Annotated in this window: 14 protein-coding genes and 1 tRNA gene; 5 read left to right on the plus strand and 10 right to left on the minus strand. The window is 70.9% G+C overall.

The window, feature by feature from the left end:
- Positions 1 to 52: 52 nt before the first annotated feature.
- From HGBR_RS04515 to HGBR_RS04530, 4 genes are all read right to left on the minus strand, one after another.
- Complete coding sequence (locus HGBR_RS04515) at positions 53 to 1999, minus strand: N-acetylmuramoyl-L-alanine amidase (protein ID WP_019158139.1); 1947 nt, start codon at positions 1997 to 1999, stop codon at positions 53 to 55.
- Positions 2000 to 2271: 272 nt separating this feature from the next.
- Positions 2272 to 2348, minus strand: a tRNA-Thr gene (locus HGBR_RS04520).
- Positions 2349 to 2438: 90 nt separating this feature from the next.
- Positions 2439 to 3323: a DsbA family protein gene (locus HGBR_RS04525; protein WP_019158140.1), complete on the minus strand. Its 885-nt coding sequence runs from the start codon at positions 3321 to 3323 to the stop codon at positions 2439 to 2441.
- A gap of 134 nt (positions 3324 to 3457) precedes the next feature.
- Complete coding sequence (locus HGBR_RS04530) at positions 3458 to 5425, minus strand: serine/threonine-protein kinase (protein WP_019158141.1); 1968 nt, start codon at positions 5423 to 5425, stop codon at positions 3458 to 3460.
- Positions 5426 to 5562: 137 nt separating this feature from the next.
- Between HGBR_RS04530 and HGBR_RS04535 the strand changes: the two genes are divergently transcribed.
- Both HGBR_RS04535 and HGBR_RS16405 read left to right on the plus strand, forming a co-directional pair.
- Positions 5563 to 7152, plus strand: a complete 1590-nt coding sequence (locus HGBR_RS04535) for an alpha,alpha-trehalose-phosphate synthase (UDP-forming) (RefSeq protein WP_019158142.1) — start codon at positions 5563 to 5565, stop codon at positions 7150 to 7152.
- A complete protein-coding gene (locus tag HGBR_RS16405; protein ID WP_019158143.1) occupies positions 7149 to 8042 on the plus strand; it encodes a trehalose-phosphatase in 894 nt (297 codons plus the stop codon). Before HGBR_RS04535 ends, HGBR_RS16405 begins: the two co-directional genes overlap by 4 nt.
- A 4-nt stretch (positions 8043 to 8046) precedes the next feature.
- Here the strand turns inward: HGBR_RS16405 and HGBR_RS04545 are convergent, their stop codons facing one another.
- Positions 8047 to 9060, minus strand: coding sequence for a LacI family DNA-binding transcriptional regulator (locus tag HGBR_RS04545; RefSeq protein ID WP_019158144.1), 1014 nt, complete (start codon positions 9058 to 9060; stop codon positions 8047 to 8049).
- On the minus strand, positions 9057 to 10040 hold the full coding sequence (locus HGBR_RS04550) for a LacI family DNA-binding transcriptional regulator (RefSeq protein ID WP_019158145.1): 984 nt from the start codon (positions 10038 to 10040) through the stop codon (positions 9057 to 9059). Before HGBR_RS04550 ends, HGBR_RS04545 begins: the two co-directional genes overlap by 4 nt.
- A 101-nt stretch (positions 10041 to 10141) precedes the next feature.
- Between HGBR_RS04550 and HGBR_RS04555 the strand changes: the two genes are divergently transcribed.
- Positions 10142 to 10933, plus strand: a complete 792-nt coding sequence (locus tag HGBR_RS04555; protein WP_019158146.1) for an SDR family NAD(P)-dependent oxidoreductase — start codon at positions 10142 to 10144, stop codon at positions 10931 to 10933.
- Between the two features lie 268 nt (positions 10934 to 11201).
- On the opposite strand, the gene HGBR_RS16410 is transcribed toward HGBR_RS04555, so the two are convergent.
- From HGBR_RS16410 to cysS, 4 genes are all read right to left on the minus strand, one after another.
- Positions 11202 to 11714: a Zn-ribbon domain-containing OB-fold protein gene (locus HGBR_RS16410; protein ID WP_019158147.1), complete on the minus strand. Its 513-nt coding sequence runs from the start codon at positions 11712 to 11714 to the stop codon at positions 11202 to 11204.
- The gene (locus HGBR_RS04565; RefSeq protein ID WP_026077332.1) at positions 11714 to 12877 is read right to left on the minus strand and encodes a thiolase domain-containing protein; all 1164 of its coding nucleotides are present in this window, start codon (positions 12875 to 12877) and stop codon (positions 11714 to 11716) included. Before HGBR_RS04565 ends, HGBR_RS16410 begins: the two co-directional genes overlap by 1 nt.
- 127 nt (positions 12878 to 13004) lie before the next feature.
- Positions 13005 to 13961, minus strand: coding sequence for a 23S rRNA (guanosine(2251)-2'-O)-methyltransferase RlmB (gene rlmB, locus HGBR_RS04570; RefSeq protein ID WP_019158149.1), 957 nt, complete (start codon positions 13959 to 13961; stop codon positions 13005 to 13007).
- Positions 13962 to 14007: 46 nt separating this feature from the next.
- A complete protein-coding gene (gene cysS / locus HGBR_RS04575; protein ID WP_040364636.1) occupies positions 14008 to 15504 on the minus strand; it encodes a cysteine--tRNA ligase in 1497 nt (498 codons plus the stop codon).
- Positions 15505 to 15727: 223 nt separating this feature from the next.
- On the opposite strand from cysS, the gene HGBR_RS04580 reads away from it, so the two are divergent.
- Both HGBR_RS04580 and HGBR_RS19325 read left to right on the plus strand, forming a co-directional pair.
- Entirely contained in the window at positions 15728 to 17317 is a 1590-nt protein-coding gene (locus HGBR_RS04580) for a sodium-dependent transporter (RefSeq protein WP_019158151.1), read from the plus strand.
- Positions 17314 to 17433, plus strand: a complete 120-nt coding sequence (locus tag HGBR_RS19325) for a methionine/alanine import family NSS transporter small subunit (RefSeq protein WP_019158152.1) — start codon at positions 17314 to 17316, stop codon at positions 17431 to 17433. Before HGBR_RS04580 ends, HGBR_RS19325 begins: the two co-directional genes overlap by 4 nt.
- Positions 17434 to 17537: the final 104 nt, after the last annotated feature.

A 17537-nucleotide genomic window follows, 5' to 3' on the forward strand; every position in this document is an offset into this window, starting at 1 on the left:
TGTGGCCGATCCGCCCCGGCTTGTCGATCCGGGGCGGATGGGCCGCAGCCGCTCACCTGTAGCGGATCTTCGCGCCCTGCTTCTTCGACCACGTGATGTAGCCGCCCTCGAAGTTCTGCCGCTTGAGGCCGCCGGAGGTGAACTCACCGCTGGTCGGGTAGCCCAGGCGGCCCTTCTCGTACTTCTGGGTTCCCCACGCGCGCTGGATCGCGCCCTTCGTCTCGTGCGCCCCGGACTTCTTCGACCAGTGGATCGACCCGCCCTGGAACTTCTGGAAGCAGCCGCCTCGGACGAGCGTGCACTTCTGCGCGGTGATCGGCAGCTTCATGCTGCTGTTCGCCCACCCCAGCTTCTTCCACTTCGTCCCGATCGCGCCGCGCACTGTGTGCGCGCCGGTCGACTTCTTGTACACGATCGTGCCGCCCTCGAAGTTCTGGGCGAAGGAGCTCGACACACCCTTGAGCCGCATCACCTCACCGGTCGGATAGCCCAGCGTGCCGTTCTGCTGCTTCTGGGAGATCCAATGGCGCTGGATGCCGGAGCCCTTCGTCGTGAAGTGGGCACCGGTCGACTTCTTGTAGTGCACCGACCCGCGGACGAACTTCTGCGAGCAGCCGCCGCCCTTGAGCCCGCACTTCTGCTTCGTGATGGGCGCGCCCGTCTTCGCCTTGTTCTTCGCGTGGAACTTCCCGATCTGACCCGGGACAGGGATCGACGTGTCCTTGTCCTTGTCGTATCCGGCCTCCGCCTTCGTCCGGACCTGCGAAAGCTGTCCGTAGAGCCCGTTGCCGGGACATTCGGTCGCCGAGGTGTCGCGGTGACCGAAGATCCGCGGCAGGCTCACCTTCCGCCCCTTCGCGTACTTCGCGGAGCCGCCTCCACCGCTGGTGAGCGTCACCTTCGACGTGGGGTCGTACTTCCACAGCGACGCCTGCCAGGCACCCACACGGCCCAGCGCGTTGACTGCGGCCTGGGGCGCCGGCCTGCTGTAGGTGCCCATGACGGACACGCCGAACGTGCCCGTGTTGAACCCGGAGGCGTGCGCTCCGACGACGGCCTTGTCGACTCCGCCGGCGCGTCCCTCGTAGACGGTGCCGTAGCGGTCGACGAGCATGTTGTAGCCCACGTCGCACCAGCCCAGCGCCTGCGTGTGGTAGTTGAGGATTCCCCGGAGGATGCCGGGCACCTGCTGCTTCGAGTAGTTCGTCGCGCCCGCCGTGTGGTGGACGACCATCGCCCTGTTCGTCGTCGTCATGTCCGGCTCGCACTGCTTGAGCCTCTCGTTCGCACCCCACTGCGCGCGCGTCGTGTACGTGAGACCGCGGTTCGTCGCCCTCGCGTCCGCGACCGCATCGACCGCTTCGCGCTGCGCGGTCGTGGCCGCGGAGGGAAACGGAACCGCGGACTGCGCCCCCGTGAGGTCCGCGTCCGCGTCGGTGACCGGGCTCTCGAGCGCCTGCACCTGGGCGGCGCCGGAGTCCACGCGGACCTCGACCTGCTCGTCGGTCGCGATGATGAGCGGCTCGGTGCCGGTGCGCGCACCCGCCGCCTCCGCGGTGCCCGGGTCCGGGCCGTCACCGGCGAGCACGTCGAGCTCGATCCAGTCGCCTGCCGCCTTGTTCTCATCGAGGACGCGGTACTCGACGGTCTCCGGAGCATCGGATGCGCCCAGCTCCCAGCTGACGCCCACGACGGCCACAGTGTCGTCACTCGCGTCCACGTCCACCTGGGCGGTGGCACCGGACACGATCTCCTGCGTACTCCCATCGACGGGCACCGGAGTCTGGTCGTCGGCCTCGGCGGGCTGCGCGGTCGACGGCGTGGGCATCGGCGCGTCCGCGTCTGCCTCGTCGGACACCGTCAATGACGGCTCGGTGGCCGTGGACTCGGTCGTTCCGGTAGCACCCAGCCCCGCTGAGGCCTGCGCGGGCAGGGACCCCACCACCAGGGTCAGCGCGGCTGTCGCAGCGATCGTCGGGACCAGCATCTGTCTGCGCATGGGCGCTCCTTCACGTCATGTGTCTTCCACCAGGCGTGCGCTGTCACCAGCGGACATGAGTGGAGCCCTGCAGTCGTCGATCCGGCGACCCTCAGCAGAGGCTCAAGGGATTCCGTACGTTTCCTGAAGGGTCGCCATCCGCATGATAGCGCGCCTGAGGACGGTTCGCGCCACTCGATCAGGCCTCTGGCCCGCAGCCGGAGACCGACGACGGGCTCCACCACGAAAGGCCCCTCACGCAGCATTTCTGCTGGTGAGGGGCCTTCTCGTGGTGGAGCCCCCTGCCGGATTCGAACCGGCGACCCTCTGTTTACAAGACAGATGCTCTGGCCAACTGAGCTAAGGAGGCATACGGCGGCCCAGTCTAATCCACCCCGCGCACACACGCACACAGGACGGATCCGGCGTGGGCGTCACCCACACCGGACCCTCCACGTGGTCAGCCCTGGCCGGACATCCGGATGAGGTCTGCGGCGAAGGCCTCGCGGTTCGACCAGTCGCCCTCGTACTCCTCGCCGTTGACCTTGACGTACGGGGTGCCCTGCAGCCCCTCGTCACCCAGCGCGTCCTGTGTGGTGCGCTCGACGTAGCGGTCGAAGCCCATGCCGGACATGCAGTCGCGGACCGTCGCGATCTCCTCGTCGTCGACGGTGACGGCGGCGTCCAGATCGACGCCCGCGCCCTCGGCGACGGCCATGAGCTCCTCGTCCGAGCGGCCCTCGCTGCCCTCCTCCGGCTGCTGCGCGAACAGGTCCGCGAAGAGGTCCGGGAGCACCGCGTGCTGGCCGGAGTCCGCGACGCAGGCGATCATGTTCGCCGTGCGGGTCGAGTACTCGTTGCCGCTGGAGTAGCGGTCCAGGATCGCGACCGGCTCGTACTCGAGGACGATCGAGCCCTCTTCCGCGAGGCGCTTGAGCGTCTCCGCGTTCGTGTCCTCGAAGGCCTGGCAGCCGGGGCACTGGAAGTCCAGGTAGACCTTGACGACCGCCGCGCCGTCCTGGACTCCGGCCTCGGCGGGCGTGGGCAGCGCGGACACATCCGCGTTCTCGTCCTCGCCCTCCGGCAGCACGGCCTGCAGCCCCTCGCCCTCACCGGGACCGAACGCCACGGTGCCGGACACCATGCCCACCGGCGCGGGTGCGGGTCGCGACGACTGCCACACGAGCGTGCCGACGACGGCGATGACTGCGATCACCACGACCGCGATGCCGCCGTAGAGGATGGCCTTGGCCCTCTTCTCCTTCTGCGCCTGCGCGGCCGCGATCTGCCGCGCCTTCTCGCGTGCGTTCGCGCGGCGGTCATCAGCGGACGGGTTCTTCGCCATAGCCCCTCATGTCTGTCGACTGTCGGATCGATCGTTGATACTTGTATCTCTTGAGACGAAGGGTACCGCGCACGCCCGTGCCGCGACCCTCAGTCGGTTCTCAGCCGACGCTCCCGCACGCGGTGCCGCGTGCATCAGGCGCCGGGCTCCGGCAGATACTCGAACGGGTTCTCCGGCAGCGGCCACCAGACCGCCGACGCCCCGCCCAGCACGGTCGTGAACGCCAGGACGGCGAGCGCACCCAGCACGATCGCGGCGATCATCCCGGATCTCCCGGACTTCGTGAGCGGTGAGAAGAGGACCCGCGAGCCCAGTCGCAGGTTGTGCGACCCCGGCCCCAGCCACAGGACGACGCTGAAGACCAGCGCCGCCGCCCACAGTGCCCACTCCTCGTTGCGCCCCGTGGGCACGATGCCCACGATGTCCAGCCACGCGAGGATCGCCGCCGCCAGTGCCGCGACGGTGGGCAGCAGCAGGCTCAGCAGCGTCGTGAACACGGAGGCGACCGCGGAGCCTGGTGCGCGTGCGGCCGCGGACCAGGCGCCGGCCGCCTGCGGGCCGTACTCGACGACACGGCGGCGGCGCGCGGTGTGCAGGCGGCCCGCCGTGCGCGCCAGGACCTGCCACACGATCATGACGGCCGCGACGAGGATCGGTCCCAGTGCCGTGAAGACGATGCCGAAGAGGTTGAACGCCAGCAGCAGCCACGGTACCGTCGGCACGCGAGCGCCCTGCGGCGAATACGGCGAGTAGCCCCCCACTGCACCGTCCGGCCCGTGGGTCTGCACCGGGCCCGGGTGCTGGTTGTGGGGCTGGAGTCCCTGTCGCTCGTTCCGCTGTCGCTGCACCTCGTCCAGCGACAGCGCACCGTACGGTCGCTGTCCGTGGGGCGCGAAGGCCGCCGGCGCCGAGGCCTGGGCGACACCCGCTGGACCGGGACCGTGCGTGCCCGGTCCGCTCTGGGGTGCGAACTGCTGCTGCGGGTGTCCGTAGCCCTGTGAACCGTGCCCCTGCTGCGCGGGTGCGCCCTGCCAGCCCTGCGGTCCCCCGCCCTGTCGACCCTGCGGTCCCGGCTGCCCGTGCTGTCCCTGATGGGCGACGGCCGGCAGGCCCACCGCTGTCTGCGGCGGACCGTGGTGCGCGCGCGGCTGCCCCGGATAGGAGCCCGCGCCCGCTGCGCCCATGGCAGCACCCGCCGCGGCTCCTGCGACGGCCCCGCCGGCCACGGCGCCTGCGCCGTCGGGCTCGGAGTTCTGGACCGCACCGGCCTGCGGGATCTGCGTGCGGGTGGCACCGCCCAGTTCCGGCACACGGCCGGATTCGATGTCGACGAGCGCCTGGAGGATCATCGCGCCGGACGGCCGTCGCTCCGGCTTGGGCTCGAGGCACGCGCGCAGCAGCGGCACGAACCTCTGGGGCACGCCGTCCAGGTCCGCCTTGCCCATCGCGACGCGGCCCAGCACCGCCTCGAGCGGACCGGAGCCGAACGGGTTGCGGCCCGTCGCGGCGAACACCATCGTCGCCGCCCAGCCCCACCAGTCCGTCTTCTCGCTCGAGGGCTTGCCGTCCGCGATCTCCGGGCTCAGGTAGCCGGGCGTGCCCATGACCAGACCCGTCGCGGTCACCTTGACCTCGTCCGCGACCTGGGCGATGCCGAAGTCGATGACCATCGGCTCGCCGTCCATGATCATGACGTTGGCGGGCTTGAGGTCGCGGTGGATGACCCCGGCCTCGTGCACGGCGTTGAGGGCGTCCAGCAGCGCGTGGCCGAAGTGGACGAGCTCGTCCTCCTGGAACGGCCCGTGCTCGCGGACGTCCGCGGACAGGGTCGTGCCGTCGACGAACTCCGTGACGATGAACGGACGGTCGGATTCGAGCTCCGCGTCCAGGACCTCTGCGATCCGCGGGTGCTTGATGCGCCGCAGCGTGCGGGTCTCGCGGGCCAGGCGCCGGCGGGCGGTGTCGTCGCTGGAGATGTGCGGGTGGAGGACCTTGACCGCGACGGGGCTGTTGCCGCCGTCGACGCCCAGGTACACGACGCCCATGCCGCCGGCACCCAGCTCCTCGATCAGGCGATACCCGCCCAGTTCCTCCGTTTCCACGCGGCTAAGCTTAGGGGAGAGATCTGAATGTCCCCGATCCGCCCGCCGGGTCGTGGCTCAGCGCGGGGAGACGCGCGGCGTGTCCTCGCCGCGCGGCACCGCAGCTCCACCGCCCGGTGGAGGGAGGAGTCCCACCCATGTCCACCGTCGGGAACGACGACACGACGTTCGACTTCGTCGTCATCGCCAACCGCCTCCCGGTCGACCGGGACGACACGGTCGATCCGCCTGCGTGGAGGGCCTCCCCCGGCGGCCTCGTCACCGCCGTCGCCCCCGTCATGCGCAGCACGCGCGGCGCATGGGTGGGGTGGGCCGGCGCGACGGACCAGGAGTTCGAGCCGTTCGACCTCGAGGACATGCACCTGGTCCCCGTGCCGCTCAGCTCAGAGGACATCGAGCGCTACTACGAGGGCTTCTCCAACGCGACGCTGTGGCCGCTCTACCACGACCTCATCGTGCACCCGGAGTACCACCGCACCTGGTGGGACAGCTATGTGGCGGTGAACGAGCGGTTCGCCGCCCGGGCCGCGCAGATCGCCGCGCCGGGCGCCGTCGTGTGGGTGCACGACTACCAGCTGCAGCTGGTCCCGGCACTGCTGCGGCGGGCCCGTCCGGACCTGGCGATCGGGTTCTTCAACCACATCCCGTTCCCCGGCTGGGAGATCTTCGCGCAGCTGCCGTGGCGGGCGCAGATCCTCGAGGGCATGCTGGGCGCGGATCTCATCGGCTTCCAGCGACCGGCGGACGCCGCGAACTTCCGCCGCGCCGTGCGGATCACGCTCAAGCGGTCGACGAAGGACACCGCCGTCAGCGTGCCCGGACCGGACGGCGCGGAATCGCACGTCGCGCATGCCCGGTCGTTCCCCATCTCGATCGACACCGCGCAGCTGGACGCGATGGCCCGGTCGGAGGCGACGATCGCCCGCGCCCGCGAGATCCGCCGGGAGCTGGGCGATCCGGAGATCCTCCTCCTGGGCGTCGACCGCATGGACTACACGAAGGGGATCCGGCACCGGATCAAGGCCTTCGGCGAGCTGCTGGACGACGGCAGCGTCTCCTCCGGCGAGGCGACGCTCGTCCAGATCGCGACACCCAGCCGCGAGCGGATCGGGCAGTACCGGCAGCTGCGCGACGACGTCGAGCAGGCGGTGGGCCGCCTCAACGGCGAGCACTCGACGCTGCACCACCAGCCGGTCCACTACTTCCACCACTCGTACCCCCGCGACGAGATGGCCGCGTACTACCTGGCAGCGGACGTCATGCTCGTGACGGCGCTGCGCGATGGGATGAACCTCGTGGCGAAGGAGTACGTCGCGTGCCGCACGGAGGACGACGGCGTGCTGGTGCTCAGCGAGTTCACCGGTGCGGCGGAGCAGCTGACCCAGGCCGTCACCGTGAATCCGTACGACATCACCGGCCTCAAGGCGAGCATCCTGCAGGCGGTCCGCATGCCCCAACAGGAGCGCCGCCGCCGGATGCGCGCAATGCGCCGCCGGCTGCACACGGAGGACGTCGCCCGCTGGTCCGCGGACTTCCTGGGCACCCTGCGCGGGATCGCCGCCACCCGCCGAGGCGCCGCCCACGCCGTCACCGCCGCCCCCGGCTCGCTCCCCTCGGACACAGCCCCTTCGGACACAACCCCCTCCGACGCGTCCACCCCACCCCGCAGCCCCTCCGTCACCCCTCCCCCGGACACATCCGACCCCACCCCGGAGACGCCCCTGTGACCGCACTGCTCGACCCGCCCCTCACGGCTCCCTCGGCCCTCGACCTCTCCCCTCTCACCACCGCACACACCCTGCTGGTCGCTCTCGACTTCGACGGCGTCATCGCGCCGCTGCAGGACGACCCGGCGGCCTCCCGCCCCCTGCCCCGCTCGGCGGAGGCCGTCGCACAGCTGGCCGCGCTGCCGAACACCCCGGTGGGCTACATCTCCGGCCGCAGCATGGAGGTCCTGCAGGACCTGTCCGCCGCCCCGGACTCCGTCCTCTTCATCGGCTCCCACGGCCTGGAGACGGACTTCTCCGCCCTGCCCGCGGACCCGGCCGCGGTGGAGACTCCCGCCGCCGGCGCACCCGGCTGGTCCACTCCCCTCACCGCCGCCGAGGCCGCCCTCCTCGACGAGCTGGACGCCGGCTTCCGCTCCATCGCCGCCGGCACCCCGGCCCAGGGTCACGGGGAGCTGCGGATCGAGCCCAAGCCGCTGGGCCGGACCGCGCACACGCGCGGGGTCAGCGAGAATCGCGCGGACTACTTCCACGCGGAACTGGCCGTCCTGGCCGCGCGACTCACCGGACTGCGCAGCTTCGCCGGTCACGCGATGACGGAGTTCGCGGTCCGCATGGAGACGAAGGGCGACGGCCTGGCCCGCATGATCGCGGCGACGCAGGCGGACGCCGTCCTCTTCCTGGGCGACGACACGACGGATGAGGACGCCTTCGCGCACCTGAACGAGCGCACCGACCTCGTGGGCCTGGGCGTCAAGGTGGGCGATCAGGCCACGGCCGCCCCGCACCGCATCGCGGGCCCGGAGGCCGTCGCGGACCTGCTGACCCGGCTGGTAGCGGAGCGGCGGGCCGCGCTGGGACGGGACCGCGACCTCGGCGACGGGGTGTGAGTCCTCAGCGCTTGGTGACCGGGCGGATCGAGGCGCGCAGCACCAGCTCCGGGACGACCCGGTAGTGGGCGGCATCGGCCTGCGTGCCGGCGGCGCGCTGGTCGATGACGCGGCGCAGCTCCGCGACCGCGGACTCCGCCAGCCGCGCCCAGTCGTACGTCACCTGCGACATGGGCGGATCCAGGACGTCCGCGTCCTGCAGGTCGCCCACGGACAGCAGGGACAGGTCGCGGGGCACGTGCAGGCGGGCCTGCGCGGTCGCCTCGAAGAAGCCCAGGGTGAGCGCGGGCGAGGTCGTGATGGCGGCGGTGATGTCCTGGGCGAGGAGGACCTCGGCGGCGTGGGTGCCGGCGTGCTGGCCCTCGCGGGCGAACTCGACCGGGGCCTCGGACCGGGTGGCCGGCACGTGCAGCGTCTGGGAGACGGCCTGGCGGAACACGTGGGCGCGGGATTCCGCGGCGGAGTTCTGCATGACCGCGAACCCGATCCGCCTGTGCCCCATGTGGACGAGGTGGCGGACGGCCGTCTCGATGCCGCTGGACGCGTCGAGGACGAACTGGGGCAGCCCCGAATGCGGCGCGTTCGAGATGCGCACGACCGGGATGCCGGCCTGCGCCAGCCGGGGTGCGCTGCGGCCGGCCTCCGCACCGCCCAGCACGATCGCACCGGCGACCCCGCGGGCGGCGAAGGCGGGAGCGGGATCGAGGTCCTCGGCGGCGGTGGCGGACACCGCGATGTGCCCGCGCGCGAAGATCTCGCGGTTGAGCGCCAGCGCCACCGTCCCGTAGTGGTCGACGTCCGGCTCCTCCAGCTGGTTCGACACGACGCCGATGAGCTGGGGACCCGCGGCGGGGGCGCCCGGGTCCGGCGACGGCTCGACCCCCAGCCCGCGCAGGGCGACGGCGACGGCCTCGCGGGCGGCCGGAGACGTCCCGGGGACCCGGCGCAGGACGCGGGAGACGGTCGACGGGGACAGGTCCGCGGCCTGGGCGATCTGGCGCAGGGTGGGGCGGCTCATCGCTGCACCGCCGTCGTCGAGCGCCGGGCGATGAGGGACGGGCGGAAGGTGGGCGGGACGGCGGGCAGCCGATCGCCGGGCAGGTCCAGGACGGTGCGGGCGGCGGCGGTGAGCGACTCCGCCATCCCGTTCGTGTCGAAGCCCAGGACCGTGGCCGGCGGCTGCGTGTAGCGCAGTGTCAGCGAATCGCCCAGGCTCACCGCGGACAGGTCGCGGGGGACAACGAGGCCGCGCTGCCGGATGCCGTGGAACACGCCGTAGAGCTGCAGGCCGGACTGGACGATGACGGCGGTGCACGTGCGGTCCTTGAGGCGCAGGGCTGCGTCGATGCCACCGGCGAACGACTTGGGGACCGGCGCGATCCAGTCCTCCAGACCGTCGTGGAACCGCGCCATCGGGTGGTCGGCCAGGAAGCGGGCGCGCAGCTGATCCGCCAGCACGCCGCTGTCGTTGCAGATGAGGCCTATCCGCCGGTGTCCGATCGCCAGCAGATGGTCGAACGCGAGGGTGAGGCCGCCGGCCAGGTCGATGCGCGCAGCGATCGTCTCGCCGGGGTAGGGCTCACGAGTGCTGTCCCGGGCGGCCTCCGCGAAGCGCACGACTGGTACCGGCAGGTCGACCGGTGTGAAGGTGGGGGTGAGGACGAGCGAGGCACCGGCGGCGACGACGGCCTCGACCTCGGACAGGTCCGCTCCGATCGAGGGGGTCGCGGTGAGGACGCCGCTGCGCTGGAGGGCGACGTCGACGCGGTTGAGGACGTCCAGCTGCCAGTGCTCCGGGCGCGCGGGTGCGCAGACGGCGACGAGCGGGTGGACGGTGCGCTCCAGGAGCGTCGAGCGGGTGTACCCCAGCTCACGCATCGCCGCCCGCACGCGGTCCGCGGTCGCCTGCGCCACGACGCCCCGGTCGTTGAGGACGCGCGAGACCGTCGAGAGGGAGACCCCCGCCCGCGCCGCGATGTCCTCGACCGTCACCGTCATGCGTCCATCCTAGGGCTGGCCGGTATGCGGACCATTCGTGCACATCTGGGTGCCGATGGACGATGATCGGAGGGACCATCGCAACCCCAGGAAGGCCCACCATGTCCGAGCTCCCCCACATCCCCTCCCTCTTCGACCTGAGCGATCGCACGGCGGTCGTGGTCGGCTCCGCCTCCGGACTGGGACGCGCGACGGCCGTGGGTCTCGCGGACGCCGGCGCCCGTGTCGTCTGCGGGGACCTCAACACGGACGGCGCCCAGGAGACCGCGCAGATCATCGCCTCCCGCGGCGGCACGGCGGAGGCCGTCGCCCTGGACATCACGTCGACGGAGAACGTCGAGGAGGTCGCGCAGCGCTTCGCGGACGCAGAGGTGCTGGTCATGACCCCGGGCTTCAACGTGCGCAAGAAGATGGCGGAGACGACGGACGAGGAGTTCGACCGCGTCATCGACATCAACCTCAAGGGCACCTACCGCCTCATGCGCGCGTTCGGCACTCGGATGGCCCAGCGCGGACGCGGTTCGATCATCACGTTCGCCAGCTTCCGCGCGCTCGTCATCGAGCCGGGCCAGGGCCTGTACGCGGCGGCGAAGGCGGGCGTCGTGCAGCTGACGAAGACCCTGGCGAGCGAGCTGGGCGGCTCCGGCGTGCGCGTCAACTCGATCCTGCCCGGCCCGTTCGAGACTCCGCTGACGGAGCAGATCAAGGCCGACCGCGAGTGGTGGGACGCCTACGCGGAGAAGGGCACGCTGGGCCGCTGGGGCGTCCTCCACGAGATCGCGGGCCCGGTCCTGTTCCTGGCGTCGGACGCGTCCTCGTACGTGACCGGCCACTCGCTGCTGGTCGACGGCGGCTGGATGGCGCAGGACGGCCGCTTCACCCCCCGGGTCTGAGGCGCGTCTGCCGCGACCCCGCCGCGGCAGACGCAGCACGCGGCGCTCTCTACCTACGACGAAACTCGCGGTGTACGTGAATGCTTTCACGTACACCGCGAGTTCCGTTTCGGGGGCTGAGCCGCACGCGATCTACATGCGGCTTCGCTCGCGAAGTCCGGGCGAGCATTCCCGCACTTCGCGAGTACCGTGTCGGGGTGGCGCTGGAGTCAGTCGCTTCGTGGCCGGCTGGGGTCAGCCGCTCAGGCCGCCGGCCGGGGTCAGCCGCTCAAGCCGCCGGCTGGAAGCGCGGCAGCGCGGAGCCGTCTCCCGTGTCGTGGAAGACGACGCGGACCGGCAGGCCGATGCGCAGATCCGCCTCGTCGACCTCGACGATGTTCGTCATGAGGCGCACGCCCTCGTCCAGTTCGACGTAGGCCAGCACGTACGGCGGGCCGCCGGCGTACGGACCCAGCGCGCCGCGACGGACGATCGTGAAGCTGTGGACGGTGCCGGTGCCGGCCGCCTCCTCCCACGTCACGTCGAGGGTGCCGCAGTGCGGGCAGAACTCCCGCGGATACCACGTGGGCTGAGCGCACGCGTCGCAGCGGGTGAAGAGGAGGCGCCCCTCCGTCGTCGCCTTCCAGAAGCCCGCCGTCTCCACGTTCTGCGAGGGTGCCGGGGTCGGCAGGTCGGAACCGATGCGCGCACGGCCGGTCACATCCGACGCCGAGGCCGCAGCACCCGCCGCTGCATCCGCCGTCACAGCGCCACCCGCTGCCGTGTTCGCCTTCTCCCTCATCATGCCTCCCGTCCCAGGATCAGAGTCGCGGACCCCATGCGGGTCCCCAGTGAACCGCCCGTGCCGTGCGCCAGGGCGATGTCGCAGTCCGGCACCTGCACGGCGGCGTGCGCCTCTCCGCGCAGCTGGCGGACCGCCTCGAGCACCTTCGTCATGCCGCCGCGGTTGACCGGGTGGTTGTTGCAGAGCCCGCCGCCGTCCGTGTTGAACGGCAGCCCGCCGTCGGGGGCGCGCAGCGCGCCGGACGCGACGAAGGCGCCGCCCTGGCCCTTCTCGCAGAAGCCCAGGTCCTCGATCGATTCGATGACCGTGATGGTGAACGAGTCGTAGATCGAGGCGTAGTCGATGTCCGCGTGGGTGACCCCGGCCTCGGCGAAGGCCTTCGGTCCCGACCAGACCGCGCCGGTGTGCGTGAGGTCGATGCGGCCGCCGGCAGCGGTCTTGGGCGCCTCGCCGTGTCCCAGCACGGTGACCGACTGACGCTCGAGGCGCTTCGCGACCGCCGGACTCACGACGACGACCGCGCCGCCGCCGTCGGTGATGACGCAGCAGTCCAGGCGGTGGAGCGGGTCGGCGATGTACGGGGAGTTCAGCACGTCCTCGACCGTGACCGGCTTCTGGAGGAGCGCGTTCGGGTTGTGCTGGGCGTGGAGGGAGGCGGCGACCTTGACCTCCGCCAGCTGCTGAGCCGTCGTGCCGTACTCGTGCATGTGCCGCTGCGCCGCGAGCGCGTACATCGCCGGGGTCGTCGTGCCGAAGACGTTCTCGAAGGCGTACTCCGGGTTGTCCGGGTTGTTCACCGCGGAGAACGGGGGGCCCTGCAGTGGCAGTCCACCCAGGGTCACGAGCGCCACCTCGCACTTCCCCGCCGCGATCGCCGCGGCCGCGTGGCCGATGTGGGCGACGTACGACGAGCCGCCGATGTCCGTCGAGTCGACGTAGCGGAGGTTCGTGAGCCCCATGTAGTCGGCCATGGACAGTGGGCCGAACCCCGGTGCGTCACCCGCGCAGAAGTACGCGTCGACGTCCGCGAAGGTGAGACCCGCGTCCGCGAGGGCCCCCGCCGCGACCTCCGCGTGGAGGCGCGGGATGGAGATGTCCGGGATCCTGCGCAGCGGGTGCTCGAACGCCCCTGCGATCATCGCTTCACCGCGAATGCTCACGCTCCGACTCCTAGTGATCGATCGTTCAATTGAGATCGAGCCTAGTGCACGAGTGATCCTGACCACTCGGCTGTCTCATCCGCGGAGATCCACCCCTCGGCCCCACCGCCGTCAGTCTGGGCCCGCCTCAGGCCTGTTCCGCTCCCCGCACCCGTGCGATCTCGTACAGGCTCACCGCTGCAGCGACACCCGCGTTGAGCGATTCCGTCGAGGCGGCGATCGGGATCGACACGATCTGGTCGCAGACGTCGCGCACCAGTCGGGACAGCCCCTTGCCCTCGGAGCCCACGACCAGGCAGACGGGTGCGTCCGCGATCGCGAGGCCCGGCAGCTCGACGTCGCCGTCCATGTCGAGGCCCAGGACGAACACGCCCTGCTTCTTGAGCTCCTGCAGCGACCGCACGAGGTTGACGACCTGCGCGACGGGGATGCGCGCCGCGGCACCCGCAGAGGTCTTCCACGCCGCCGCGGTCATGGCCGCCGCGCGCCGCTCCGGCACGATGACGCCGTGCCCGCCGAACGCGGCGGTCGACCGCACGATCGCCCCCAGGTTCCGCGGATCCGTGATCCCGTCCAGCGCGACCAGCAGCGGCTTCTCCAGCCGTCCGGCCGCCCGCGCCAGGAGCTGGTCCGGATCCGCGTACTCGTACGGCGGCACCTGCAGCGCGATGCCCTGGTGGATCGCGTCGTCCGTGAGTCGGTCCAGGTCCGCCCTGCTCGCCTCGAGCATGACGATGCCGCGCTCACCGGCGATCGTGACGGCCTCCTTGAGGCGGTCGTCCACGTCCGGCCGGCCCACGATGTAGAGGGCCGTGGCGGGCACGCCCTCGCGCAGCGCCTCCAGCACGGAGTTGCGGCCGGCGACGGTGTCCTTCCCCGCCTCCTTCTTCCGGCGGGTCGACTGCTGCCGGCGCTGCTCCTTCTGCCGATCGTGCTCGCTCTTGTAGGCCTTGTGGTAGGTGCGGTCCTCCGCCTTGGGCGTGGGGCCCTTGCCCTCGAGCTTCCGCCGGCCGTGGCCGCCGGTGCCCTTCGTGGGCCCCTTCTTGCCGCGGCGGCTGCCGCCGCTGCGTGGTGACGTCGTCATGGTGTCTCCTCGTCCGAGGTCGTCGTGAGTGCGCGTATCCGGCGCGTCAGTGCCCGGCCAGTTCGTAGCGGTAGCCGCCCGGGGTGTCCTCGATGAGGACGCCCGCCTCCCGCAGACGGTCCCGCAGTGCATCCGCGGTCGCGAAGTCCTTCTTAGCCTTCGCCGTCAGCCGCTGCTGGGCGATGTGGTCGACGAGCGAGTCCAGTGCCGTCCGCACCGGATCCTGCGCGGACGCGCCCTCCGTCGCCGAGGCCGTGGTCGCCTGCGCGCCCCACGCCGGGTCCCCGGGGTTGACCCCCAGGATGTCGAGCATGAGCTCGACCTGCGCGACGACGGTGCGCAGAGCGCCCCGGTCGTCCGCCGCGGTCTCCTGCCCCTTCTCCCCCAGCAGACGCTGGCCCTCGCGCACCGTGGAGAAGACGACGGACAGGGCACGGGGGACCGCGAGGTCCTCGTCCATCGCGGTCGCGAAGTCCTGGGGCACGTCCGCGATGCGGTCCGTGTAGCCGTCGAGCGCGCGCGGCTGTGCCGGTGCGTCCGCGCCCAGCACCTCGCGGGCGCGGGAGAGGAACGCGGCGATGCGGTCGTATGCTGCACGCTGCGACTCGACGAGGCGGGGCGTGAACTCGAGGACCGACCGGTAGTGGGCGGTCGAGAGGAAGTACCGGATGACCGCCGCGGGGTACTGGTCGAAGAGGTCGTGGGCGAACACGGAGTTGCCCAGCGACTTCGACATCTTGTCCCCGCCCACGTTGAGCATCCCGATGTGCATCCAGATGCGGGCGAAGGGGTCCCCGGCCGCGGTCGACTGCGCCAGCTCGTTCTCGTGGTGCGGGAAGCGCAGGTCCAGGCCGCCGCCGTGGATGTCGAACTCCGCGCCCAGGTACTTCGTCGACATCGCGGAGCACTCGATGTGCCAGCCGGGACGCCCGCGCCCCCACGGGGAGGGCCACGACGCGGTGGCTGGCTCGCCCTCCTTGTGACCCTTCCACAGGGCGAAGTCGCGCACGTCGCGCTTGCCCCGCGGGTCCGCGTCCTCCGCGTCCGTCATGTCGTCGACGCTCTGGTGCGTGAGTGCCCCGTAGTCCGGCCACGAGCGCACGTCGAAGTAGACGTCGCCGGAGTCGTCCTCCGCCGGGTAGGCGTGACCGGCGGCGATGAGGCGGTCGATGAGCTCGATCATCTCCGGGATGTGCCCGGTGGCGCGCGGCTCGTACGTGGGAGGCAGGACGCCCAGCGTCCGGTACGCGTCGGTGAAGACGAGCTCGTAGTGATAGGCGTGCGCCCACCACTCGCGGCCCTCCTCGACGGACTTCGTGAGGATCTTGTCGTCGATGTCCGTCGTGTTGCGCACCAGCGTGACCTGCAGCCCGCGGTAGAGGAGCCAGCGGCGCAGCTGGTCGTAGACGACGCCGGCGCGCATATGTCCCATGTGCGGGGCTCCCTGCACGGTGGCACCGCAGACGTACATCCCCACGTGTCCGTCGCGCACGGGCGACAGGGGGACGAAGGTGCCGGAATCGGTGCTGTGCAGTCGTATCACGCGGGCCAGTCTACCGAGCGACCCGCAGGTCACCGCCTGCTGGCGAACCGAGACCGGATCGGAATCTCCGAGTGTCGGAGCGCCACGGCTCCAAACGACGAAAGAGTACTATCATCGTCGTGATGCACGCCACATCTGGGGGAATATTCTCAGGGAGTACCCGGCTGTGATCTAGACTCCGGACTCTCAGTGCAGCGACGCACACCGCAGAAAGGAAGTGTCCATGTCCACGGCAACGAACGCACCAGGTCGTCAGGTGTTCGTGAGCCGCACCGCCTTCATCTTGGCCGCGATCGGATCCGCGATCGGACTGGGGAACATCTGGCGCTTCCCCTACGTGGCCTACTCGAGCGGCGGCGGCGCGTTCATCGTCCCCTACCTGATCGCACTCCTGACGGCGGGCATCCCGCTGCTCTTCATGGTGTACGCGATCGGCCACCGCGCCCGGTCCTCCGCGCCTCTGGCGTACCGCGACATGCACCCCGCCGCAGAGCCGATCGGCTGGTTCAAGGTCGGCATCGCCACCTGCATCGGCATCTACTACGCCGTCATCGTCGGCTGGGCCGTCTCCTACACCGGGTTCTCCGTCACCCGGGCGTGGGGCGATGATCCGGAGGGCTTCTTCATCGGCGAGTATCTCCAGCAGAACGGCGAGGCCGGACTGTCGGGCGACTTCGTGCCCGGCGTCCTCATCCCGCTCATCGCCGTCTGGATCGTCTGCCTCGCCATCCTGTTCGCGGGCGTGCAGGCCGGCATCGCGCGGTTCTCGAAGGTCTTCGTGCCGCTGCTCATCGTCCTCTTCGCGGCCCTCGTCGTGCGCGCGCTGTTCCTGCCGGGCGCACTCGAGGGCCTCGACGCGCTCTTCGCCCCGGACTGGGCGGCCCTCACGAGCCCCACCGTGTGGGTGGCGGCCTACGGACAGATCTTCTTCTCGCTCTCGATCATGTTCGGCATCATGCTGACCTACGCGTCGTACCTCAAGCGGAAGACGAACCTGACCGGTTCCGGCCTGGTCGTGGGCTTCGCGAACTCCGGCTTCGAGATGCTGGCCGGCGTGGGCGTGTTCGCCGCACTGGGCTTCATGGCGCACACCGCCAACGTGGGCGTCGACGAAGTCGTGAGCAACGGCGTGGGCCTCGCGTTCATCGCGTTCCCCACGATCATCAGCGAGATGCCCGGCGGCGCGATCTTCGGCGTCCTGTTCTTCCTCTCTCTCATCTTCGCGGGCCTCACGTCGCTCGTGTCGATCATCCAGGTGCCCATCTCCGCGATCGCGGACAAGACGGGCTGGAGCGAGCGGACGTCCACCGTCGTCGTGGGCGGCCTCATGGCGATCATCTCGATCCTCATCATGCCGACCGCCACCGGCCTGAGCGTCCTCGACACGATCGACGCGTTCACGAACAACCTGGGCATCGTGGGCGTCGCACTCACCGCGATCATCGCCGTGGGCTGGCTGCTGGTGGGCCTGCCCAAACTGCGCGATCACCTCAACAGCGTGTCCTCGTTCAAGCTGGGGCCCGTCTGGATCATCTGCGTCTCCGTCGTCACACCGATCGTGCTGGGCTTCATGCTCATCCAGCAGATCATGGTCTACGCGCAGGAGGGCTACGAGGGCTACCCGACCTGGCACCTGCTGCTGTTCGGATGGGGCCTCATTGCGGCACTCGCGTACCTCTCCTACCTGGTCAGCATCATCCCGTGGCCCCGGAAGAGCCTCGACCGCGTCGCCCGGGCACGCGCGGAGTTCGAGGCTGAGGCGGGCGGCGCCCCGTCGCCCACGACGGCCCCGACAGGAGGTGAGGAGGCATGAGCGCAGCAGCCGTGATCATGATGATCATCTCGCTGGGAACCATCTGGGGCGGGCTCGCCTGGTCGATCCTGCACCTGCGTCGTCACCCCGATACGACGACGGGCGAGGTCGACTGACCGACCCCCGCCCACCCCTCCCGAGGCCGGGGTCCGGTGCCGCACAGACGGCACCGGACCCCGGCCTCGGGCGCATCCGTCCAGGACTGGGCAGGCGCGATGCG

The organism is Brevibacterium senegalense (genome assembly GCF_000285835.1).
In the GTDB taxonomy this organism is placed as follows: domain Bacteria; phylum Actinomycetota; class Actinomycetes; order Actinomycetales; family Brevibacteriaceae; genus Brevibacterium; species Brevibacterium senegalense.